This is a genomic window from Mesorhizobium sp. NZP2298 (assembly GCF_013170825.1).
In the GTDB taxonomy this organism is placed as follows: Bacteria; Pseudomonadota; Alphaproteobacteria; order Rhizobiales; family Rhizobiaceae; genus Mesorhizobium.
In genome coordinates this window covers 1,123,777-1,144,541 of sequence record NZ_CP033365.1, presented here as the reverse complement: position 1 = coordinate 1,144,541, position 20,765 = coordinate 1,123,777, and the positions used below count along the sequence as shown (strand labels likewise).

The window sequence follows — 20,765 nt, the reverse complement described above, 5'->3', positions numbered from 1 at the left end:
CACCAAGCGGTGAAAAGGGGCGGTGTGATGACGCGGGTCAGCGGGGCGGTGGCAAAAGCGCCAGCAGGGCTTCCTCATCGGGCTCTTCGGCAATGCGGATTGCCTTGCCGCCACTGTCGTCGAAGGCAGTGGCAATACGCGCGGAAAGAGCGAAAAAACATGTCTTTTCAAAGGCCCCTTGCAAGGCAGGCTGTTTGGTCAGATCCCGCATCGCGGCGGCTGCCTTGGCCGAATAGAGCAGTACCGCATCGACCGGTCGGCCGGACAAAAGCGCAAGGATGGTGTCATCCGAATGCCGCACCGGAAGCGTGTCATATGTCTCCAGGGCGTGGACCAGGACTCCAGCCGCTTCCAGCCTCTGCTCGAACATCGGAAACCGCACGCGTCCGCAGGGATAAACGATTGCCATGCCGGGAAACGCTTGCGCAAGGCTATCGGCCAGCGCCTCGGCATCGCCGGCGCCTTCAACGACCGGCGAGAACCCCATCTTGCGAGCCGCTTCAGCGGTCCTTCCCCCCACGGCGTGGCAGGGCAGGGTAGCAAGCGCCGCGATCACTTCCTTCGGGGCATGACGCAAGCCATTGGCGCTGGTGACGGCAACGGCGACAGCGTCATCTGGAATCAGCCCGGCATCGACAGGCAAAGTCACCGTTTCAGTCAGGGGCAGGAGAACCGGCTGAAAGCCTGTGTCCTGAAGCCGCCGGGCCGTGCGCGAAGCGCCCGGTTCCGGTCTGGTCACCAGGACGCGAAGCATGTTCAGACCCAGCCGTCGAAGAACTTTTCGCCGGCCTTGGCCCGCACCGTCCGCGCGGCCTCATCGCCGATGCGGGCGGCATCCTGTGCTGCCCCTTGCAGTTCGACCGTGTGCGACTGCGTGCCGTCGGGCGAGATGATCAGGCCGGCGAAGGTGAGTTTTCCGGCCTCGATCGCCGCATAGCCGGCGATCGGCGTGCGGCAGGAACCGTCGAGTGCCGCCAGGAAGGCGCGCTCGCAGGTGAGTGCCTGTCCGGTCGGCACATCGTGGATCGCCATCAGCATCCTCTCGGCAGCGCGATCGCCGATCCGGGTCTCGATGCCGATCGCGCCTTGGCCGGGCGCCGGCGGGAAGATCTCGAGCGGCATCAAATCGGTGGCGACATGTTCGAGCCCCAGCCGCTTCAGCCCCGCGTAAGCGAGGATGGTTCCGGCCGCGACGCCTTCGTCCAGCTTGCGCAGCCGCGTCTGCACATTGCCGCGAAACATCACCACGTCGAGATCCGGCCGCATGCGGCGGATCAGCGCCTGCCGCCTGAGCGATGAAGAGCCCACTTTGGCCCCGCGCGGCAGTTCGGCGATCGTCCTCACCGCCTTGCCGACAAAGGCGTCGCGTGCGTCCTCGCGCGGCAGGAAGGCGGAGAGTTCCAGGCCGTCGGGCAATTGCGTCGGCATGTCCTTCGACGAATGGACGGCTATGTCGATCGCACCGGTGAGCAGCGCTTCCTCGATCTCCTTGGTGAACAGGCCCTTGCCGCCAGCCTCCGACAGCGGACGGTCCTGGATGCGGTCGCCGCTCGTCGAAATGACGACGACCTCGAAGGCATCCGCCGGCATTTTATGCGCGGCCATCAGACGCGCCTGCGTTTCATGCGCCTGGGCGAGCGCCAGCGGGCTGCCGCGTGTTCCGATTTTCAAGGCTGTTTGCATGGCGCGCGGTCCGTGATAACCCCCGGCCAGAGCATTTTGCAGCCAAGTGGAGTCACCTGGCGTCGCGGAAATGCGGCTGGAATAACCGAGGCCTTTTCGGGCTTTCTCCTAACGGGGAAAGGCCCGATAAACAATCTCTTGGGATAGCGACGAATTGATCCGTGTTCTGGGCATTGAGACGAGTTGCGACGAGACAGCCGCCAGTGTCGTGGCGCTCGAAGGCGACGCCGTGCCGAAAATCCTGTCCAATGTCGTGCTTTCCCAGATCGAGGAGCATGCCGCCTTCGGCGGCGTCGTGCCCGAGATTGCCGCGCGCGCCCATGTCGAGGCGCTGGACGGTATCGTCGAGGCGGCCCTTGCCGATTCGGGCACGGCCCTTGGCGACATCGATGCCATCGCCGCCACCGCCGGCCCCGGCCTCGTCGGTGGCCTGATCGTCGGGCTGATGACGGCCAAGGCGATCGCCGCGGCGACGGGCAAGCCGCTGATTGCCATCAACCACCTGGAAGGTCATGCCTTGACGGCGCGGCTGACCGACGGGCTTGAGTTTCCCTATTTGCTGCTGCTCGTCTCCGGCGGCCACACGCAGATCCTGGCCGTGCGCGGTGTCGGCGACTATCAGCGCTGGGCCACCACCATTGATGACGCGCTCGGCGAAGCCTTCGACAAGACCGCCAAGATGCTCGGATTGCCCTATCCCGGCGGCCCGAATGTCGAGAAGGCGGCACAGAGCGGCGACGCCACGCGCTTTGCCTTTCCCAGGCCGATGAAAGGATCGGCGCAGCCCGATTTCTCCTTCTCCGGCCTGAAGACCGCCGTACGCCAGGCCGCGACGGCGATCGAGCCGCTGAGCGATCAGGACGTCGCCGACATCTGCGCCTCGTTCCAGGCGGCGGTCGCCGATGCGCTTGCCGACCGCGTGTCTCGCGCGTTGGCACGGTTCAGCGAAACATTTCCCGGCACCAGGAACCCGGCGCTGGTCGTCGCCGGCGGCGTCGCCGCCAACCGCACCATCAAGGCGACGCTGGAGCGGCTCTGCGCCCAGGCCGGTTTCACCTTCGTCGCGCCGCCGCTGAAGCTTTGCACCGACAATGCGGCGATGATCGCCTGGGCCGGCATCGAACGCCTGCGCGAAGGCATGGCGCAGGAGAACGGCTTCGATTTCGTGCCGCGCTCGCGCTGGCCGCTGGACAGCATCTCGGCGCCGATGGTCGGCTCCGGCCGGCGCGGAGCCAAGGCATGACGGGTGAAGCCAAGAACAATCCAGGCAAAAGCGGCTGGCGTGTCGCCGTGCTCGGCGGCGGCGCCTGGGGCACGGCACTGGCGCTGGCCATGCTGCGCGCCGGACATGCGGTGCGGCTCTTCGCGCGCGATCCGGAAACCGTGGCCGCGATCGGCCAGGGCCAGAACCCGCGCTACCTGCCCGGCATCGCGATTGCGCCCGGCATCGAGGCGACATCGGACATCGGAACAGCGCTCGCCGGTGCCGATTGCGTGTTGGCGGTGACCCCGGCGCAGTCCTTGCGGGCTGCTCTGACGGCCGCGAAGGACCATATTCCGGATGGTATCCCGATCGTTCTCTGCGCCAAGGGCATCGAGCGCGACACCGGCGACCTGTTGTCGGCGATTGTCACCGAGATCCTGCCGCGAAATCCTGTCGCCGCCTTGTCAGGTCCGAGCTTCGCCACCGATGTCGCCCGAGGCCTGCCGACAGCGGTGGTGGTGGCCGCCGGCGACGAGGCCCTGGCGGCCGACCTTGCCGCCCGCTTTTCCGCGGAGAATCTGCGCTGCTATTCGAGCGACGACCTGATCGGCGTCGAGATCGGTGGCGCCCTGAAGAATGTCTTTGCCATCGCCGCGGGTGCGGTCACTGGCGCCGGGCTCGGCGCCAGCGCCCAGGCCGCGATGGTGACGCGCGGCTTCGTCGAACTGCGCCGCATCGGCGCCGCCTTCGGCGCCCGGCCAGAGACCCTGATGGGGCTTTCCGGCCTTGGCGACCTGCTGCTGACCTGCTCGTCGGCGCAATCGCGCAATTTCGCCTACGGGCTGGCGCTCGGGCAAGGCAAGGCGCTTTCCGGACTGCCGCTGGCCGAAGGTGTGCCGACGGCGGCGATCGCCGCTCGCATCGCCGCCGAACGCGGTATCGACGCCCCGATCATCTCCGCCGTCGCTGCCATACTGGACGGCACCATCACCATCCGCCAGGCTGTAACGGCCTTGATGACCCGGCCGCTGAAGACCGAAACCAACGATTGATCCCCACGACTTTGATCCCTCAATCTCGATCCCCCAAAACTCGATCTCAAGACCAGGAGAAAAACCATGCTGTTTGCTTTGATTTGCAAGGACAAGCCGGGGAGCCTGCAGGTGCGCCTCGACACGCGGCCCGAGCATGTCGCCTTTCTCGAAGGGCTGAATGGCGACAAGAAGCTGGCATTTGCCGGTCCGTTCCTCGATGCCGACGGCAAGCCCAATGGCAGCCTCGTGGTCGTCGAGGCGCCGGATCTGGCAGGAGCGCAAGCCCTGTCGGCCGCCGACCCCTATGCCAAGGCCGGACTGTTCGAAAGCGTCGAAATCCACCCGTGGAACTGGACGTTCAACAAGCCGGCGGCTAGTTAATCTCGGTCGCTCGCAGCAGGGCCGCAAGGAGGAGAAGAAATGAACTACTGGCTGTTCAAATCGGAGCCGTTCAAGTTCTCCTTCGAGATGCTGAAGGCCAAGGGCAAGGCCGGCACGCAGTGGGATGGCGTACGCAATTACGCCGCCCGCAACAACATGAAGGCCATGCAGGTCGGCGATCTCGGCTTCTTCTACCATTCCAACGAGGGGCTGAACGTGGTCGGCATCGCCGAGGTCTGCGCGCTCGCCCATCCCGATACCACGTCGGATGATCCGCGCTGGGAGTGCGTCGATGTCCGCGCTTTCAAGGATGTGCCCAACCCGCCGACGCTGGCGGAGATCAAGGCCAACCCGAAGCTTGCCGAGATGGCGCTGGTGCGGCTCGGACGGCTTTCCGTGCAGCCGGTCACCCCGGCCGAATGGAAGGAAGTCTGCCGCATGGGCGGCCTGACGCCTGCTCCGTGACGGCACTCACCCCGCACAGCGCCAGGCAGTTCATCCTCGACAACACGGCGCTGATGGCGCCGCCGCATGTGCCCGAGATTCTGCTTCATCTTGCCGATGAAGCGCACGATCTTTGGCAGCGGACCGAGGACGAACTGGTCGAGATCGGCCTGCCGCCGCCTTTCTGGGCCTTTGCCTGGGCCGGCGGCCAGGGCCTCGCCCGCTATATCCTGGACAATCCCGACACGGTTCGGGGCAAGCGCGTGCTCGACTTCGCCTCGGGTTCCGGCCTTGTAGGGATCGCCGCCGCCAGGGTGGGTGCTGCCGAAGTGACCGCCGCCGACATCGATCCGTTCTGCGCCACCGCCATACGCCTCAACGGCGAGGCCAATGGCGTCGGCATCGATTTCCTCGGCACGGACTGCATCGGCACCGACGCGGGCTGGGACGTGATCCTCGCCGGTGACGTTTTCTACGACAAATCCTTCGCCGACCGCCTGATGCCGTGGTTCGCAACGCTCAAGGCGCGTGGTGGCGAGATCCTCGTCGGCGATCCCGGCCGGTCGTATCTGCCAAGGTCAGGGCTGGAACCGCTTGCGGTCTATGAGGTCGCCGTCACGCGGGCACTGGAGGATTCGCTGGTCAAGCGCACCACCGTCTGGCGCTTTGCTTGACGCCACCGCCGAACAGGCGTTTCCATAAAACCAGCATCGAGGGGGAAGCTCATGGATTTTTCGGCAGTGAACTGGCTGGCGGTGATCGCCGCCGCCGTCTTGGCCTGGCTGTTCGGCGCCGTCTGGTACATGGCCCTGAGCAAGCCTTGGCTGAAGGCGGCCAGGCTCGATCCGGCGACAATGAAGAAATCGCCGCTGCCTTTCGTCATCAGCTTCATCGCCGAACTGGTCATGGCCTACATCATGGCCCTGGTCGTCGGCGCGATGACCGGCGGTGAGCCGACACTGCTTGCCGGGCTTGTCTTCGGCTTCGTGCTCTGGCTGGGTTTCGTCGCGACAACGCTGTCGGTCAACCATCGCTACGAGAATTTCGGCTGGGACCTGACCCTCATCGATGGCGGCCACTGGCTGGGTGTGCTGTTGATCATCGGCGCGGTGACCGGCTGGTTCGGCGCCGCGGCAAGCTGAGAGTGGGTTGACGATGGCAGACGAGTCCGGTTTCCCGCGCGACCTGGTGTTCACCCGGGTCTGCCACGTCAAACAGGGCTATGACGACCGGCGCCGCCACATTGTCCGCGAATTCGAGCGGCGCGGCGTGCCGGTCTATTTCTATACCGACTGGGATCAGGCCGACATCACGCCGGAGATCCGCGACGAATTGATCGCGCCCACCTTTACCCACCCACCGGCCGTCTCGCTGGCACTGAAGCATGTCGGCATCTGGCGCGATTTCCTCGAGACCGACCAGCCTTATTGCCTGGTGTTCGAGGACGACGTGTTCCTCGCCCGCGACTTCGTCGCCAAGTTCCGCCAGGGACTGGCCGAGCTCGGCAGCCCCATGCGCAAGGCCGTCATCTATCTCGGCAATGGCAGCAACTACTACACGCCGAGCTGGGAACTACGGAAGGGTCGAAGGCTCTACCCGGCACTGCATGCCAGATGCACCGATTCCTACCTCATAACCCGTCCGGTCGCAGAGGCCCGTTGCGCCTGGATCGCCCAGAACAAGATATACACGTCGATCGACCACCAGGTCGAACAGATGGACGAGAAGCTTGGCATTGAAATGCTGTGGTTCGAACGGCCGATCGTCGAACAGGGGAGCGAGAACGGAGCGTTTCAAACATCCATTTCCGCGAAAAGGTACCCGCGTTTGTACAAAAGCCTGAAATGGAAGTGGAAGAAATACACCCGCATGATCTTCGGCCACAACGCCAGGTCGTGAGCTGAATTTGGCCGTGATGATCTATGCCTTGTCCATCGTTCGCGTCCTGGCCACTTCCTCCAGGATCCATTCACGGAAAGCGACGATGCGAGGGTCGTCAACCATCGCCTGGGGATAGACCAGGAAGTAGGCGTATTCGGGCGCGACCTTGATGCTGAGCGCGAAGGGCTGCACCAGCCGGCCTTCGGAAAGGTCGTTCGCCACCATGGCGAAATCGGCGAGTGCGACGGCGTTGCCGTCAAGCGCCGCCTGGACCGCATCCGTGGAGGTGCCGAAGACAACGGTGCGGCTGTCGTCGAAATCGTCGACACCGGCCGCCGCCATCCACATGCGCCAGTTCGGCCATGTCACGCCCTGCCGCGCCCATTCGATATGGGCGAGCGTGTGGAGGAAGAGGTCGCGCGGTTCGCGCAACGGTGGCCCCGATGCCAGCAGGCCTGGGCTGCACACCGGAATGATGATGTTGTCGAACAGGCGGTGCGCGCAAAGCCCCGGATACTTGCCAGCCCCGAAGCGGATGCCGACATCGACATCATCCAGGTCGAAATCACGCAGCCCGTAGGCGATGTCGAACCTGAGCTCGATCCCCGGCCTTTGCTTACGGAAATCCTCGACGCGCCGCATCAGCCATTTCGCCGCGAACTGGGCATCCAGCGTGACCTTCAGAAACTCCGTCCCGCGTGCCATCTTGCGCGCCCGCATGACGGCCCGGCCAAGCAGGTCGAGCGTGTCGGTCGCGGCCTCGAACAGCACCGTGCCCGCCTCCGTCAGACGGATGGTGCGGCTGGTGCGCGTGAAAAGCACGATGCCGAGCTGATCCTCGATTTCCTTGATCTGGTGGCTGACCGCGGCCGGCGTCAGCCCAAGCTCGTCGGCGGCGCGGGTGAAATTGAGGTGACGCGCCGCCGCCTCCAGCGTCCTCAGCGCCCGCGTTCCCGGCAGCAGGGTTGCCATCAGCGCGTGACCCGGGGAAAGCGTTCCATAACACCTCAATTCTCAAATAAAACTTGATGATTGAGAAAAAACTACTCGTTTCCTTCCAAGATTTCAATCCGGCATGATGCGGGCACTGAAACACCATCAAACCGGATTTGAAGTCCGGAAGGACGGATCACACCATGTCTCACATCGCTCTTCACCCCGCCTATAGCGCCAGGTCGGCACGGCTGTCGGCGATCCGCGACTGGCTGCGTCAGGCCAGGGTCGCGATCAATCTTCCGCACCAAAACGTCGAGGACCTGTCCGATCGCCAGTTGCGCGACATCGGCGCCGGACGCAAGGACATCGCCCGCGCCATGGATCGGGAGATCGGCCGGCTGGGCCTGCTCGACATCGGCTGGCAGCAGCCCCGCAGGAAGGGAATAGGGGAGTAAGGCAGTACGGGAAATGCAAGGCAGCACCGGAAGACACGCCCTACTGCCCTACTGCCCTACTGCCCTACTGCCTTTCCTACCTCACCACCCTCACCACCGTCCGGGCCGACAGCAGCGGCAGCAGCCGCGCCATCGTGCGTGCACTCACCGCGACGCAGCCTAGCGTCGGCGTGTATCCGGGACGCGCCAGATGGAAGAAGATGGCGCTGCCGCGCCCCCTGCGGCGTGGCGCGATGTTCCAGTCGAGCACCAGGCAGGCGTCATAGAGATCGTCGTCGCGCCGCATGCGTTCGTGGCTGGCGCGGTAGGGAAGCCTGACCGGACGGTTGTAGTTGCGGTCGTCAGGCACTTCGCACCAGCCGAGATCGGGCCCGATCGGCGTCATCGCCAGACGCGTCCGGCGGCCGGCGGCGAACTGATCTCCCCGGAAATAACCCGACAGGATCCGCATCGAGCCCAGCGGCGTGGCGCCGTCGCCCTCGCGCTTGTCGGCCGAGATGCCGCCATGCCCCAGCGCACAGGCAAACACCGCATTGCCGGCCTGCAGCAGGCCCTGGCTGGGGTGGCCGGGCCTTGCCCGCACGGTCAGTACGCGCAGCCGTTTTACCAAAATTGCGCCGGCTGCATTGCGATCGCGTTTTTTCTTGTATGATCGTGCCACGGAACAAATCACTGTGATCGGCTATTGTGTCGGCCAGCTTCCGCATAAATACGCAGCGGTCAACTGAATTTCATTTTCAAAACAACGGATTGATCCATGACTTCACGCACCATCCTGATCGTCGACGACGATGACGACCTGCGCGGCACGCTGGTCGAGCAACTCGCCCTCTACGAGGAATTCGACGTGCTGCAGGAAGCGACTGCGGCAAAAGGCGTCACGGCGGCACGCGGCGGCCTCATCGACCTGCTTATCATGGATGTCGGCCTGCCCGACATGGATGGCCGCGAGGCCGTCAAGATCCTGCGCAAGGGCGGCTACAAGGCGCCCATCATCATGCTGACCGGCCACGACACCGATTCGGACACGATTCTGGGTCTCGAGGCCGGCGCCAACGACTATGTGACCAAGCCTTTCCGCTTCGCGGTGCTGCTTGCGCGCATCCGCGCCCAGTTGCGCCAGCATGAGCAGAGCGAGGACGCCACCTTCTCGGTCGGCCCCTACACCTTCAAGCCCAGCCAGAAGCTGCTCATCGATCCGCGTGGCGGCAAGGTGCGGCTGACGGAGAAGGAAGCCTCGATCATCAAATATCTCTATCGCGCCGACCAGAAGGTGGTGACGCGCGACGTGCTGCTCGAGGAGGTCTGGGGCTACAATTCCGGCGTCACCACGCACACGCTGGAAACCCATGTCTATCGTCTGCGCCAGAAGATCGAGCGCGATCCTTCCAATGCGGAAATTCTTGTGACAGAAAGCGGCGGCTACAAGCTGGTTCCTTAAACATTTCATTATCCAATGAGCAATTCCAGGAAAAGTGTGGGCGGTTTTCCGTCCGGAATTGCGAAAACTAAAGGGATAGAGCGGTCTGGGCGGGACCGCTTTCGGGTGCGATCCTGTTGGAGGGTATACGGGGTCGACTCGTGAAGGAGGGATTGGACTGACCGTTCGGGGACGCAGCTAGAGATGGCGTTGGATGACGACATCCGCATCCTGTCCGCCGTGAGGCTCTTCGAGGGTTTCACGCAGGAACAACTGCGCCTGCTCGCCTTCGGCGCCGAGACCACCGTGGTGCGGGCCGACCACAAGCTCTACCGCGAGGATGACGAGGCCGATTCGGCCTATATCGTGGTCAGTGGCCGCATCGTGCTCTATCGCGAGCAGAATGGCCAACGCATCCCGATCGGCGAGGCCGGCCCCGGCACGATGCTCAGCGAACTGGCATTGATCGCCGACACCAACCGGCTGACCAGCGCGTCGGCCGAAATCGACTCGGAAGTGATCCGCCTCAGCCGCAAGATGTTCCGCCGCATCCTGGAGGAATATCCGGAAGTCGCGATGAAACTGCACCAGCGCATCTCCGAGGAATTCCAGGCCATGATCCGCCGTATCGAGGAACTGGCGTCGCGGTTTTCAGGATAGGTGAGAGCCGCGGATGGACTTCCGGCTTGTTCGCGCCACCGAAAATGACCTGCCCTTCATCATGGCGACCGAACGGCGCGAAGGCTACGACGCCTTTGTCGGACGTTGGGATGAGGCGCGCCATCGCGAAGCCTTTGTCGACGGCAATCACGCCTATTTTGTTGGGATGGACGGTTCCGCACAGATCGGCTTCGTGATCCTGCGCGGTTGGGCTTCTGCCGAACGCGTGGCGCTGGTCAAACGCATTGCCGTCGTCGCGCCTGGGCAAGGCCAGGGCAGAATGCTGCTGACGGCAACGGTGGAACAGGTTTTTGTCGAAACGGGTGCCTATCGGCTCTGCATTGGCCTTTTCCCCGACAATCATCGCGCGCGGCGCGCCTATGAGGCTGCCGGTTTCACGGCGGAGGGTATTGCGCGAGGCAGCGCATTCTTCAATGGCGTGCATCGTGACGAACTGGTCATGTCGCAACTGCGGCCGGAGTGGGAACGGCGTCGAACAAGGCCTAGTCCAGATCGAACCGCGCAATGACAGGCACATGGTCCGAGGGGCGGTCCCAGCCGCGTGCCGCCCTCAGGATTTCGTAACCGGCGAAATCGGGCACCAGGTTGGGCGACGACCAGACATGGTCGAGCCGCCGGCCCCGGTTCGACGCTTCCCAGTCCTGCGCGCGATAACTCCACCAAGTGTAGAGCTTCTGGTCTGATGGCACGTTGAGCCGCATCAGGTCGACCCAGTTGCCGGCGAGCCGCATCGCCTCGAAGTTTTCGGTCTCGACCGGCGTGTGGCTGACCACATTGAGCAATTGCTTGTGCGACCAGACGTCGTGCTCGAGCGGCGCGATGTTGAGGTCGCCGACCAGCACCGAAGCGGACACCTCGTTGTGCTCGGCGCGGATGGCGTTCATCTCGGCGACGAAATCGAGCTTGTGCTTGAATTTCTTGTTGATTTCGGGATCCGGTTCGTCGCCGCCCGCCGGAACGTAGAAATTGTGCAGCAGGATCGTCTTGCCGCCGGCGCGCACCGTCACCGACAAATGCCGGCTGTCCTCGATTTCGCAGAAACGGCGCTTTTCGACCACCTCGATCGGCCGCCGCGCCACGGTGGCGACGCCGTGGTAGCCCTTCTGGCCATGGAAGGCGATGTGCCCGTAGCCGAGCTTGCGGAACGCCTTTTCCGGGAACAATTCGTCCGGAACCTTGGTCTCTTGCAGGCACAGCACATCGGGGGCGTACTCATCGAGCAGGCGTTCGACGATCGGCATGCGCAGGCGCACGGAGTTGATGTTCCAGGTGGCGATCGAAAAGGGCATTGGCAATCCGGACAGCGTACTTCCAGCCAGGACCGATGAATCCTGGCGGAGAAGACGCCTTTTGAGGGAGTCAGTCCGGAAACTGCCAGCCGGGCGCCGCAAAGACAAGCCGGGCCATGTTCGGAACCTGCTCAGGCGCGGCCCAAGATGCGCTGAGATTCAGGTCAGGCCGAGTCGAGAACGATGGATTCCGAGATGCGGAGCGTACGTTTGATACGTGAATTCCGTTCTACTGCGACGCAGTAGAACGGAGAAGCGCAGGAGGCCGCCATTCGCAGGCCGGCCTCACCTGAATATTAGTGTACCTCAGCGCGTCTTGGTGTTCAGCTCGCGGTTGGCCGTATAGTCGATGGCAAAGGTGTCGGCGGCGAAGCTGACGCCCTCCTTGGTGTTGAAGATCATCACCGTGGTGTCCTTGCCTTGCGCGTCGGTGATCGTCCACTGCCGCAGATCATAGGTTTTCGGATCGAACATCATGGTGATCATCGCATTGCCGAACACCGACTTGTCGGCGAGCTTGATGGTGGTGAGGTCGTCCTCTTCCTTGACGCTCTTGACGCGATCGCCGGAGAGGTCGATGCGGTCGTCGAGCAGGAGCTTCAGCGGCGTCTTGGACAGCGGATACAGATCCGACGTGTTCAGCTTCTTGTTGAGGATGACCACGGACTTGCCGTCGGAAATCACCCGGAAATTCGACGCTCCGTCATAGTTGAAGCGGATCTTGCCCGGCCGTTCCAGGAAGAACTTGCCGCCGGTCTGCTCGCCCTTGGGGCCGAACTGGACGAATTCGCCGCTCATCGATTTGACCGCGGAAAAATGGTCGGCGATTTTCTGTGCGGCCGTGGGCACGGCCGCCTGCGCCGAGGCCAGCAACTGGAACCCGGGCACCACATTGATGGCGGCTGCACCCGCAAAGGCAAGGCCGAGGCCGAGCAACTGACGACGGGTCGGGGCAAAATCGCTGAGTGCGGAAAGATCGTTCTTCATGTCGGTCACTCGCTTGATGATTCCTGTATCTGTCGCTGTCCTGAACCCCCAGTTGGGCTTAAGTTTGGCGGCGCACCCTCGCTTCAACGCGCCGCGAGGTTCAAGGTTGCGGCCGGCTTCCCATCAGAACTTGTCCTCTTCGGTCGGCACCAGGATTTCGCGTTTTCCCGCGTGGTTGGCCGGGCCGACAATGCCTTCCTTTTCCATCTTCTCGATGATCGAGGCGGCGCGGTTGTAGCCGATGCCGAGACGGCGCTGGATGTAGCTGGTCGATGCCTTGCCGTCGCGCAGCACCACGGCGACCGCCTGGTCGTAGGGGTCGTCGGAATCCTCGAAATTGCCGCCACCACCACCACCGCCGGAACCGCCCTTGCCGGACGGTTCGTCGTCGTCCTCGTCGTCATCCTCGGTGATGGCGTCGAGATATTCGGGTACGCCCTGCAGCTTCAGGTGCCCGACGATCTTCTCCACCTCATCGTCGGAGACGAAAGGACCGTGCACGCGCTGGATGCGGCCGCCACCGGCCATGTAGAGCATGTCACCCATGCCGAGCAGCTGCTCGGCGCCCTGCTCGCCCAGAATGGTGCGGCTGTCGATCTTCGACGTCACCTGGAAGGAGATGCGGGTCGGGAAGTTGGCCTTGATGGTGCCGGTGATGACGTCGACGGAGGGACGTTGCGTCGCCATGATGACATGGATGCCGGCGGCACGCGCCATCTGCGCCAGGCGCTGCACGGCACCTTCGATGTCCTTGCCGGCGACCATCATCAGGTCTGCCATTTCGTCGATGATGACGACGATGTAGGGCATCGGCTCGAGGTCGAGATTCTCGGTCTCGTAGATCGCCTCGCCGGTCTGGCGATCGAAGCCGGTCTGCACCGTGCGCGATATCTTCTCGCCTTTTTTCTCGGCCTGCTGAACGCGGGCGTTGAAACCGTCGATGTTGCGCACGCCGACCTTGGACATCTTGCGGTAGCGGTCCTCCATCTCCCGCACGGTCCATTTCAGCGCCACCACCGCCTTTTTCGGATCGGTGACGACGGGCGTCAGCAGATGCGGGATGCCGTCATAGACGGAAAGTTCGAGCATCTTAGGGTCGATCATGATCAGCCGGCATTCCTGCGGCGTCAGCCGATAGAGCAGCGACAGGATCATGGTGTTGATGGCGACCGACTTGCCCGAGCCGGTGGTGCCGGCGACCAGCACGTGCGGCATCTTGGCGATGTCGACGATGACGGCCTCGCCATTGATGGTCTTGCCCAGCGCCAGCGCCAGCTTGGCCTTGGTCGTCTCGAAGTCGCGGCTGGCCATGATCTCGCGCAGATACACCGTCTCGCGCTTGGCATTCGGCAATTCGATGCCGATGGCGTTGCGGCCGGGCACCACGGCGACGCGGCAGGCGATCGCGCTCATCGAGCGGGCGATGTCGTCGGAGAGGCCGATGACACGGGACGATTTGATGCCGGGCGCCGGTTCCAGCTCATAGAGGGTGACCACGGGACCGGGGCGTACGGCAATGATCTCGCCCTTGACGCCGAAATCTTCCAGCACCCCTTCGAGCAGGCGCGCGTTCTGCTCCAGCGCGTCCTTCGACAGGCTCGGGTCCTTCGCCACGTTCTTCGGTTCGGACAGGAAATGCAGCGACGGCATCTCGAACTTGTCCGAGCCGATCAGCGAGGTCTGCGCCTCACGCTGGACGCGTGCGCCGGGAGCCGGGCGTGGTGCCGGCGCCTCGACGCGGGTGGCGGCGTCGGAGCGGAACTGCTGCACCTTGGCGGCGGAGCCCGCGCGACGCTGGACGATGGGCTCCTCGTCTAGATCCATGTCCTCGTCGTCGCGGAAGATATCGTCATCATCCGGATCGACGGAAACGCTGCGGTCATTGACCATGGCGGCGAAGAATTCCGGCTCGACGCGGGCGCGGCCATCCTGGCTCATGCGCTGCTCGGCGAACTCAGCCGATTCGACCCGTTCGGCGGCGCGGCGCCAGGCGCTGGCGCGCGGCTCCAGCTCCGGCTCGTATTCGTCCCGCTCCTGCCTGCGGCGCACCGCGCGCCGATGCATCCACGCGCGCAGCGACAGCCACCAATGGGTGATGGCGCCGAGCGCCAATATGCCCTCGTCGCCCTCATCCTCGTCATTGTCGAACAGAAGATCGTCCTCGCGCGGGTCCGCGGCCGGTTCCTCCATCACGGCGAAGCCGTTCTTGCGCCCGATCAGCGCCGAGCCATAGGCGAACAGCCAGAGCGCGGGTGCAGCCAGCAGAACTGCGAGCACGCTGGCGATCAGTCCGGTCGGATAGCCACCGATGAGGACGCCGGGAATCTTGAGCACCATGTCGCCGAACACGCCGCCAAGGCCGGTGGGCAGCGGCCAGGTCTTGGGCGGAACGATGCAGCCGGCGATGGCGGCGGCAAGCAGCGCGAAACCGAACCAGAACAGCCCGCGCTTGGCCAGCCTGTCGACGCCGCGCGCCGAAAACAGCAGGTACCCCCAGACCACGGCCGGGACCAGCGCAGCAACCGCGGCAAGGCCGAAGAACTGCATGGCAAGATCGGAGAACACAGCGCCGGCATAGCCCATGGCGTTGGTGACGGTGTTGTTGGTGGCGTGCGAGAAGCTTGGATCGGCAACATTCCAGGTGGCGAGGCTGGCAACCCCGAAGGCCACCGCCAGGAACATGCCGGCACCGACCAGACGGCCGACCTGGCGCCGCGCGAAAGCCTGGATGCCGTGCCCCGTATCGGCCAGCGCGAGCGGTGCTGAAGCCCCTGAACGCATGCTCTTCCCCGTCAGATTGCCTGGCCGGAGCGCATGACGCACTCCGGCAGATTCGGAGGTCAGACTAGCTGTGGGAAGGTTAAGGCCGCATTAACCATGGCTTTTTACCGATGCCGCCCCGCGGACAAGAATGGCGGGCCGCGAAGCCCGCCATTCCTGTCTTGAAACGACGAAGCGATCGGGGCCTTCCGGACCCGATCCCGCGCGATCACTTGTGACCGGCGTACATCATCAGGTTGGCGCAGAATTCGGCATGAGGCTTGCTCATCGCCGCGTCCTGGCATTCCTTCATCATCGTGTCCTGCTTGTCCTTGGCCGTCGCGGCCCAGGCTGCCTTGAAGTCCGCTTCCGGCTTCATGGTCTTCATGCCGGAATCGGTGAAGAACGGCGCCATGTTGTCAGGCTCGTCGAGCGCGCCAGCAAGTGCAACACCGCTGAGCATCGACAGAGCCAGCGCTCCCAGGAAGATGTTCTTAATGTTCATCAGTTGGTTCCTTCCCTGTTGGTAGCGAGCGTCGGAACGGCGCTCGCTAACCCCAGTACGGAGCCGGGAAGCCCTATGTTTCTTCCCTTTGGCCGATCACGCAAACGTGATCATTCCGAAAAACGATTCCTCCTTCATCTTTTCGAAGCGAACGATTTTCCAAAAAAAGAGGCCCGAATTGCTTCGGGCCTCAATGCGTGAGCCTCTTTCGAGAACGTCACGACGGGATCTCTGGAGCAACCCCGATGAAAACCGAACCACGGTCTTCAGGTGGAAGTTGCGTGAAATATGGGGCCGGCGGGAGGAGGATCCGCCGGCCCCTTGGCGAGGCTGGCCTTACGGCACCACTTCGCCATGCTGGGAGATGTCGAGGCCTTCGACCTCTTCCTGGGTCGTCGGACGCAGGCCGACCAGCGCCTTGACGATGTAGAGGATCACGAAGGTGGCGATCGCCGTCCACAGGATGGTGAAGACGATGCCGTAGAGCTGCTTGCCGACGGAGGCACCCGACGACAGGCTGTTGATCGCCGGATCGGCGAGCAGGCCGGTCAGCAACGCACCAACCACGCCGCCGACGCCATGGACGCCGAAGGCATCGAGCGAGTCGTCATAGCCGAACATGTGCTTCACCTTGACCGCCGAGATGTAGCAGACCACGCCGGCGACGATGCCGACGATGAAGGCGCCGGTCGGGTTGACGAAGCCGGAAGCCGGCGTCACCGCGACCAGGCCGGCGACGGCACCCGAGATGATGCCGAGCACCGAAGGCTTCTTGGCGACGATCCATTCGGCGAACATCCAGGCAAGGGCCGCCGCGGCGGTAGCGACCTGGGTGTTGAGCATGGCGGCGCCGGCAAGGCCGTCGGCCGCCAGTTCCGAACCGGCGTTGAAGCCGAACCAGCCGACCCACAGCAGCGAAGCGCCGATCACCGAGTAGACCAAGTTATGCGGTGCCATGTTGGTGGTGCCATAGCCCTCGCGCTTGCCCAGAACCAGGGCGCAGACGAGACCGGCGACACCGGCATTGATGTGGACGACCGTGCCGCCGGCGAAGTCGAGCACGCCGGCCGCGCCAAGGAAGCCGCCGCCCCAGACCCAATGCGCGATCGGCGCATAGACGACCAGCAGCCACAGCGCCATGAAGATCAGCAGCGCCGAGAACTTCATGCGCTCGGCGAAGGCGCCGGCGATGAGGGCAGGCGTGATGATGGCGAAGGTCATCTGGAACATCGAGAAGACGAATTCAGGAATGTTCGCGACCCCGGGCGCCCACAGCGTCGAGGTGGTGATGCCGTGATGGAAGAATTTCGAGAAGCCGCCGAGATAGGCATTCATGCCGCCGCCGTCGGAGAAGGCGAGCGAATAGCCGAACATGAACCACAGGATCGTCACCAGGCAGGTGATGGCAAAGCTCTGCATGATGGTGGCGAGCACGTTCTTCTTGCGCACCATGCCGCCGTAGAACAGCGCCAGGCCCGGGATGGTCATCATCAGCACCAACGCCGTCGAGGTCAGCATCCAGGCGGTATTGCCGGTATCTAGCACCGGCGTGGGGGCGGCAGCCGGTGCGGCGGCGGCAGCGGCCGGAGCTGCTTCCTGCGCGAAGGCGGCGACGCTGCCCAATGCTGCGAGAGCAAGCGAGCCCAGAAGGGCCGCCCGTCCCGTCGTCTTCAAGGTGGAAGAAATATTCATTGAACTCTCCATTGGAATACGTGTTCGCCGCTTAGAGCGCGTCGGTGTCTGTTTCGCCGGTGCGGATCCGCACCGCCTGGTCGATGCCGAAAACGAAGATCTTGCCGTCGCCGATCTGGCCGGTCTTGGCCGCGGCGGTGATGGCTTCGACGGCCTTGTCGACCGTGTCGGCACTGACCGCGACCTCGATCTTGATCTTCGGCAGGAAACTGACCGCGTATTCCGCCCCGCGATAGATTTCCGTATGCCCCTTCTGACGCCCGTAGCCTTTGACTTCGGTGACGGTCAGGCCCTGGATGCCGACGGCGGTAAGCGCTTCGCGTACCTCGTCCAGCTTGAACGGCTTGATGATTGCCATCACGATTTTCATAAGGTTTCACCCTTTGCTGTTGCGGTCCCCCGCGTTTGCACGACTTCACCGATCCCAAGGAGCCGGAGAGTGCCCCCAAGGATTCAAGCTCCGTGCCAAGTGCCGAAGCAGCGTGTTAACCTGTTGTAAACAAAGGAAATGGGGGGACCGAGGTCAGCAGGCGCCGGTCCCTGCGGCGCGCCATATGCTTAAAATTTGTGCAATTTTTCCATTTTGCCTATTTTGCCGGCTTTGAGCTTGGCGCGAAAGGCAGGAGCCCGGTTTTCTCGGACAAACGGTTTTCGTTTGTCCAGTCATCCTGCTCAAACAAGACTCGCAATGCTCAACGCTTGAGCCGGATCAGGCCTTCCTGGGCCACCGAGGCGATCAGCGTGCCGTCGCGGGCATAGAGCGTGCCGCGGCTGAAGCCGCGCGATCCCGAACTCGAAGGGCTGTCCTGCGCATAGAGCAGCCAGCCGTCGAGCGAATGCGGTCGGTGAAACCACATGGAATGGTCGAGACTTGCCGCCTGGATATCGGGATCGAACAGGCCGCGCCCATGCGCGAAGGTCGAGGTGTCGAGCAACGTCATGTCGGAGAGATAGGCGAGCAGCACCGATTGCAGCGCGCGGTCGTCGGGAACCGGCCCTGCAAGCCGGATCCAGACATTCTGCCTGGGCGGCAGCTTGTCGCGGCTCTCATAGTGCTGGAGATTGACCGGCCTGAGCTCCAGCGGCCGCTCACGCGCCCAGAAACGGCGCACCGCCTCCGGCACGCGTTCGGCCTTCTCGAGCAGCTGCCGCTGGGTCTGCAGGCCCTCCGGCGGCGGCACGTCGTCGGGCAGCGCGAATTGATGCTCGAGCCCCTTTTCATCGACCTGGAACGAGGCTTCCAGCGAAAAGATCGCCTGTCCGTGCTGGATCGCCAGCACGCGTCGCGTGGTGAAGGAGCCGCCGTCGCGGATGCGGTCGACCTCGTAGACGATCGGTACCTTGATGTCGCCCGGCCGCATGAAATAGCCGTGCAGCGAATGCACGAAGCGGTCCGGCTCGACCGTGCGCTGCGCCGCCACCAGCGCCTGGGCGATGGTCTGGCCGCCGAACACGCGCTGCCACTCCACCTGGGGGCTGCGACCACGATACAGATTGTGTTCGAGCCTCTCGAGGTCGAGAATGCGCAGAAGCTCGTCCATGGCCGCCGTCATGTTTTGTGACCTCGCCGCAAAATTGCTATGGCGGTTTCCGACAGGAAGGACGAGCCGTCAAGGGCGCAAGCCCGGTCGGTGCGCAAGGAGCCAAGACAATGGAACGCAAGGCGGACGCCAAGACCAGATCCGGGCTCGATATCCTCGTTGCCGGCGCCGGCTATGTCGGACTGGCCGCCGCCGTCTCGCTGAAGCAGGCGCGGCCGGGTCTTGCCGTGGCGTTGGTCGATGCCGCGCCGGCCGGCGCTTGGCAACGCGATGGCCGTGCCTCGGCCATCGCCGCTGCCGCCTGCCGCATGCTCGACCAGCTCGGCGTCTGGGCCGAGATCGCCCCGCAGGCGCAGGCCATCACCGAAATGATCATCACCGATTCACGCAGCTCCGATCCGGTGCGCCCGGTCTTCCTGACCTTCGGCGGCGAAGTGGCGCCGGGCGAGCCCTTCGCGCACATGGTCGCCAACAAGGCGTTGAACGGCGCCTTGCGCGCCAGGGCCGAGAAGCTCGGCATCGATATCATCGAAGGCGTCGCGGTGCAGGGTTTTGAGACCGGCGGTGCCGGTATATCGGTGCATCTGGCCGATGGCGCCGCGCTGACGGCGCGGTTGCTGGTCGCCGCCGACGGCGTCAATTCGAAGCTGCGCGACATGGCCGGCATCAAGACGGTGAAATGGGAATACGGCCAGTCCGGCATCGTCTGCACGGTGGCGCATGAGCGGCCTCACAACGGCCGCGCCGAAGAACATTTCCTGCCCGCCGGGCCCTTTGCCACGCTGCCGCTGAAACCCGACGAGGACGGCACCAACCGCTCGTCGATCGTCTGGGTCGAACGCACGGAAGATGCCAAGGCGCTCGTGGAAGGCGACGATCTCGTCTTCGAGCATGAGCTCGAACAGCGCTTTGGCCTGAAGCTCGGAGAGATCCGTGTCGCCGACAAGCCGCGCGCCTGGCCGCTCGGCCTCACCATTGCACGGGCCTTCGTCGCGCCGCGCGTCGCCCTTGCCGGCGACGCCGCCCACGGCATCCATCCGATCGCTGGACAGGGCCTCAATCTCGGCTTCAAGGATGTGGCGGCACTTGCCGAGGTGATCGTCGAGGCGGACCGGCTCGGGCAGGACATCGGTGCGCTCGACGTGCTCGAGCGCTACCAGCAATGGCGCCATTTCGACACGGTGCAGATGGGTGTCACCACGGACGTGCTGAATCGGCTGTTTTCCAACGACATCACCCCACTGCGCGCCGTCCGCGACATCGGCCTCGGCCTCGTCGAGCGCATGCCGCGCCTGAAGGAGTTTTTCATCCGGCAGGCATCGGGACTTTCGGCCGGTACGCCGAGGCTTTTGAAGGGCGAGGCGATCTAGTCTTTCGTATAGTCAGGCCCGACACGTGTCGGCAGGCCGTCGGCGAGTTTCAACCAAGGGAGCTTCTCCTCGAAAGCGACATGCAGCGTTGGTGCAAATTTTTCCGGCTCCTCCATCGCTGCGGCAAAAAAATGCATGACACCGGACATGTTCTTTGAGCGGAAGGACAGCGGCGAGCCACAGTGATCGCAAAATGTTCTTTCCACACCGGGAGAAGAGTTGAATACCTTCGGCGGCTTGCCCAGCCATCGCCATTGGCTGTCCAAGACGCCAATGTAGGTGGTCATCGGCGCAGAACATTGCCGCCGACAACTTTCACAATGACAGCTCACGCAGGCTTGTGCCGGGCCATCGACTTCAAAAGCAATAACGCCGCATAAGCAATGACCGCGCATGCAAAGTCTCCTTGAGCCAACCGACCTGACCGATAATTTATACCCGTCGTAATGAGGGAGTCGGCGTGAAATGCGCTGAACTGGCGCCCAATTCCGACACCATGTCG

At 63.7% G+C, this 20,765-nt stretch carries 24 protein-coding genes; 12 read left to right on the top strand and 12 right to left on the bottom strand.

Annotated elements, in window-relative coordinates; all coding sequences use genetic code 11:
• Positions 1 to 37: 37 nt before the first annotated feature.
• Together EB231_RS05525 and hemC are read right to left on the bottom strand one after the other, a co-directional pair.
• The gene (locus EB231_RS05525; RefSeq protein ID WP_172347938.1) at positions 38 to 754 is read right to left on the bottom strand and encodes a uroporphyrinogen-III synthase; all 717 of its coding nucleotides are present in this window, start codon (positions 752 to 754) and stop codon (positions 38 to 40) included.
• A 2-nt stretch (positions 755 to 756) separates the two neighbouring features.
• Positions 757 to 1,683, bottom strand: coding sequence for a hydroxymethylbilane synthase (gene hemC / locus EB231_RS05520; RefSeq protein WP_172347937.1), 927 nt, complete (start codon positions 1,681 to 1,683; stop codon positions 757 to 759).
• A 157-nt stretch (positions 1,684 to 1,840) separates the two neighbouring features.
• Between hemC and tsaD the strand changes: the two genes are divergently transcribed.
• The 7 genes from tsaD to EB231_RS05485 all read left to right on the top strand — a co-directional run bounded on the left by tsaD (position 1,841) and on the right by EB231_RS05485 (position 6,645).
• On the top strand, positions 1,841 to 2,926 hold the full coding sequence (gene tsaD / locus EB231_RS05515) for a tRNA (adenosine(37)-N6)-threonylcarbamoyltransferase complex transferase subunit TsaD (RefSeq protein WP_172352818.1): 1,086 nt from the start codon (positions 1,841 to 1,843) through the stop codon (positions 2,924 to 2,926).
• A complete protein-coding gene (locus tag EB231_RS05510) occupies positions 2,923 to 3,939 on the top strand; it encodes an NAD(P)H-dependent glycerol-3-phosphate dehydrogenase (protein ID WP_172347936.1) in 1,017 nt (338 codons plus the stop codon). The genes tsaD and EB231_RS05510 overlap by 4 nt, the downstream gene beginning before the upstream one ends.
• Positions 3,940 to 4,005: 66 nt before the next feature.
• Positions 4,006 to 4,302 carry a YciI-like protein gene (locus tag EB231_RS05505; RefSeq protein WP_172347935.1) on the top strand — a complete coding sequence of 99 codons (297 nt, stop codon included), beginning with the start codon at positions 4,006 to 4,008 and terminating at the stop codon, positions 4,300 to 4,302.
• A 39-nt stretch (positions 4,303 to 4,341) separates the two neighbouring features.
• A complete protein-coding gene (locus EB231_RS05500) occupies positions 4,342 to 4,767 on the top strand; it encodes an EVE domain-containing protein (protein ID WP_172347934.1) in 426 nt (141 codons plus the stop codon).
• Positions 4,764 to 5,420, top strand: coding sequence for a class I SAM-dependent methyltransferase (locus tag EB231_RS05495; protein ID WP_172347933.1), 657 nt, complete (start codon positions 4,764 to 4,766; stop codon positions 5,418 to 5,420). The genes EB231_RS05500 and EB231_RS05495 overlap by 4 nt, the downstream gene beginning before the upstream one ends.
• Positions 5,421 to 5,471: 51 nt before the next feature.
• Positions 5,472 to 5,888, top strand: a complete 417-nt coding sequence (locus tag EB231_RS05490; protein ID WP_172347932.1) for a DUF1761 domain-containing protein — start codon at positions 5,472 to 5,474, stop codon at positions 5,886 to 5,888.
• A gap of 13 nt (positions 5,889 to 5,901) precedes the next feature.
• Positions 5,902 to 6,645 (top strand): glycosyltransferase family 25 protein, encoded by a 744-nt coding sequence (locus tag EB231_RS05485; RefSeq protein ID WP_172347931.1) that lies wholly within the window; start codon positions 5,902 to 5,904, stop codon positions 6,643 to 6,645.
• Between the two features lie 21 nt (positions 6,646 to 6,666).
• Here the strand turns inward: EB231_RS05485 and gcvA are convergent, their stop codons facing one another.
• A complete protein-coding gene (gene gcvA, locus EB231_RS05480; RefSeq protein ID WP_140776043.1) occupies positions 6,667 to 7,599 on the bottom strand; it encodes a transcriptional regulator GcvA in 933 nt (310 codons plus the stop codon).
• Positions 7,600 to 7,763: 164 nt separating this feature from the next.
• Between gcvA and EB231_RS05475 the strand changes: the two genes are divergently transcribed.
• Entirely contained in the window at positions 7,764 to 8,018 is a 255-nt protein-coding gene (locus EB231_RS05475) for a hypothetical protein (RefSeq protein ID WP_172347930.1), read from the top strand.
• A 76-nt stretch (positions 8,019 to 8,094) separates the two neighbouring features.
• Here the strand turns inward: EB231_RS05475 and EB231_RS05470 are convergent, their stop codons facing one another.
• Positions 8,095 to 8,631 (bottom strand): L,D-transpeptidase family protein, encoded by a 537-nt coding sequence (locus EB231_RS05470; RefSeq protein WP_172352817.1) that lies wholly within the window; start codon positions 8,629 to 8,631, stop codon positions 8,095 to 8,097.
• Positions 8,632 to 8,775: 144 nt separating this feature from the next.
• Here EB231_RS05470 and EB231_RS05465 point away from each other — a divergent pair, with 144 nt between their 5' ends.
• From EB231_RS05465 to EB231_RS05455, 3 genes are all read left to right on the top strand, one after another.
• On the top strand, positions 8,776 to 9,459 hold the full coding sequence (locus EB231_RS05465) for a response regulator transcription factor (protein WP_010912284.1): 684 nt from the start codon (positions 8,776 to 8,778) through the stop codon (positions 9,457 to 9,459).
• 183 nt (positions 9,460 to 9,642) lie between these two features.
• Complete coding sequence (locus EB231_RS05460) at positions 9,643 to 10,098, top strand: Crp/Fnr family transcriptional regulator (RefSeq protein WP_172347929.1); 456 nt, start codon at positions 9,643 to 9,645, stop codon at positions 10,096 to 10,098.
• Positions 10,099 to 10,111: 13 nt separating this feature from the next.
• Positions 10,112 to 10,627: a GNAT family N-acetyltransferase gene (locus EB231_RS05455; protein WP_172347928.1), complete on the top strand. Its 516-nt coding sequence runs from the start codon at positions 10,112 to 10,114 to the stop codon at positions 10,625 to 10,627.
• Here the strand turns inward: EB231_RS05455 and EB231_RS05450 are convergent.
• From EB231_RS05450 to tesB, 7 genes are all read right to left on the bottom strand, one after another.
• Positions 10,602 to 11,408, bottom strand: coding sequence for an exodeoxyribonuclease III (locus tag EB231_RS05450; RefSeq protein ID WP_056574724.1), 807 nt, complete (start codon positions 11,406 to 11,408; stop codon positions 10,602 to 10,604). The genes EB231_RS05455 and EB231_RS05450 overlap by 26 nt on opposite strands.
• Positions 11,409 to 11,714: 306 nt before the next feature.
• Entirely contained in the window at positions 11,715 to 12,395 is a 681-nt protein-coding gene (locus EB231_RS05445) for an outer-membrane lipoprotein carrier protein LolA (protein ID WP_172347927.1), read from the bottom strand.
• Between the two features lie 123 nt (positions 12,396 to 12,518).
• Complete coding sequence (locus EB231_RS05440; RefSeq protein WP_172347926.1) at positions 12,519 to 15,176, bottom strand: DNA translocase FtsK; 2,658 nt, start codon at positions 15,174 to 15,176, stop codon at positions 12,519 to 12,521.
• A gap of 208 nt (positions 15,177 to 15,384) precedes the next feature.
• Positions 15,385 to 15,660 (bottom strand): hypothetical protein, encoded by a 276-nt coding sequence (locus tag EB231_RS05435; RefSeq protein WP_172347925.1) that lies wholly within the window; start codon positions 15,658 to 15,660, stop codon positions 15,385 to 15,387.
• A gap of 336 nt (positions 15,661 to 15,996) precedes the next feature.
• The gene (locus EB231_RS05430; protein WP_056574714.1) at positions 15,997 to 17,352 is read right to left on the bottom strand and encodes an ammonium transporter; all 1,356 of its coding nucleotides are present in this window, start codon (positions 17,350 to 17,352) and stop codon (positions 15,997 to 15,999) included.
• Positions 17,353 to 17,383: 31 nt separating this feature from the next.
• Entirely contained in the window at positions 17,384 to 17,722 is a 339-nt protein-coding gene (locus EB231_RS05425) for a P-II family nitrogen regulator (RefSeq protein WP_010912291.1), read from the bottom strand.
• 322 nt (positions 17,723 to 18,044) lie between these two features.
• Entirely contained in the window at positions 18,045 to 18,905 is an 861-nt protein-coding gene (gene tesB / locus EB231_RS05420) for an acyl-CoA thioesterase II (RefSeq protein WP_172347924.1), read from the bottom strand.
• A 98-nt stretch (positions 18,906 to 19,003) separates the two neighbouring features.
• On the opposite strand from tesB, the gene EB231_RS05415 reads away from it, so the two are divergent.
• Positions 19,004 to 20,263 (top strand): ubiquinone biosynthesis hydroxylase, encoded by a 1,260-nt coding sequence (locus EB231_RS05415; RefSeq protein WP_172347923.1) that lies wholly within the window; start codon positions 19,004 to 19,006, stop codon positions 20,261 to 20,263.
• Here the strand turns inward: EB231_RS05415 and EB231_RS05410 are convergent.
• The gene (locus EB231_RS05410; RefSeq protein ID WP_172347922.1) at positions 20,260 to 20,658 is read right to left on the bottom strand and encodes a GFA family protein; all 399 of its coding nucleotides are present in this window, start codon (positions 20,656 to 20,658) and stop codon (positions 20,260 to 20,262) included. The genes EB231_RS05415 and EB231_RS05410 overlap by 4 nt on opposite strands.
• Positions 20,659 to 20,765 lie beyond the last annotated feature (107 nt).

Coding starts and splice junctions, on each gene's coding strand:
- gcvA (WP_140776043.1), bottom strand. CDS start 7,599: ATGGCAACCCTGCTGCCGGGAACGCGGGCGCTGAGGACGCTGGAGGCG.
- EB231_RS05510 (WP_172347936.1), top strand. CDS start 2,923: ATGACGGGTGAAGCCAAGAACAATCCAGGCAAAAGCGGCTGGCGTGTC.
- EB231_RS05500 (WP_172347934.1), top strand. CDS start 4,342: ATGAACTACTGGCTGTTCAAATCGGAGCCGTTCAAGTTCTCCTTCGAG.
- EB231_RS05410 (WP_172347922.1), bottom strand. CDS start 20,658: ATGCGCGGTCATTGCTTATGCGGCGTTATTGCTTTTGAAGTCGATGGC.
- EB231_RS05445 (WP_172347927.1), bottom strand. CDS start 12,395: ATGAAGAACGATCTTTCCGCACTCAGCGATTTTGCCCCGACCCGTCGT.
- EB231_RS05455 (WP_172347928.1), top strand. CDS start 10,112: ATGGACTTCCGGCTTGTTCGCGCCACCGAAAATGACCTGCCCTTCATC.
- EB231_RS05460 (WP_172347929.1), top strand. CDS start 9,643: ATGGCGTTGGATGACGACATCCGCATCCTGTCCGCCGTGAGGCTCTTC.
- hemC (WP_172347937.1), bottom strand. CDS start 1,683: ATGCAAACAGCCTTGAAAATCGGAACACGCGGCAGCCCGCTGGCGCTC.
- EB231_RS05485 (WP_172347931.1), top strand. CDS start 5,902: ATGGCAGACGAGTCCGGTTTCCCGCGCGACCTGGTGTTCACCCGGGTC.
- EB231_RS05465 (WP_010912284.1), top strand. CDS start 8,776: ATGACTTCACGCACCATCCTGATCGTCGACGACGATGACGACCTGCGC.
- EB231_RS05415 (WP_172347923.1), top strand. CDS start 19,004: ATGGAACGCAAGGCGGACGCCAAGACCAGATCCGGGCTCGATATCCTC.
- EB231_RS05525 (WP_172347938.1), bottom strand. CDS start 754: ATGCTTCGCGTCCTGGTGACCAGACCGGAACCGGGCGCTTCGCGCACG.
- tesB (WP_172347924.1), bottom strand. CDS start 18,905: ATGACGGCGGCCATGGACGAGCTTCTGCGCATTCTCGACCTCGAGAGG.
- EB231_RS05440 (WP_172347926.1), bottom strand. CDS start 15,176: ATGCGTTCAGGGGCTTCAGCACCGCTCGCGCTGGCCGATACGGGGCAC.
- EB231_RS05505 (WP_172347935.1), top strand. CDS start 4,006: ATGCTGTTTGCTTTGATTTGCAAGGACAAGCCGGGGAGCCTGCAGGTG.
- EB231_RS05450 (WP_056574724.1), bottom strand. CDS start 11,408: ATGCCCTTTTCGATCGCCACCTGGAACATCAACTCCGTGCGCCTGCGC.
- EB231_RS05435 (WP_172347925.1), bottom strand. CDS start 15,660: ATGAACATTAAGAACATCTTCCTGGGAGCGCTGGCTCTGTCGATGCTC.
- EB231_RS05490 (WP_172347932.1), top strand. CDS start 5,472: ATGGATTTTTCGGCAGTGAACTGGCTGGCGGTGATCGCCGCCGCCGTC.
- EB231_RS05430 (WP_056574714.1), bottom strand. CDS start 17,352: ATGAATATTTCTTCCACCTTGAAGACGACGGGACGGGCGGCCCTTCTG.
- EB231_RS05475 (WP_172347930.1), top strand. CDS start 7,764: ATGTCTCACATCGCTCTTCACCCCGCCTATAGCGCCAGGTCGGCACGG.
- EB231_RS05425 (WP_010912291.1), bottom strand. CDS start 17,722: ATGAAAATCGTGATGGCAATCATCAAGCCGTTCAAGCTGGACGAGGTA.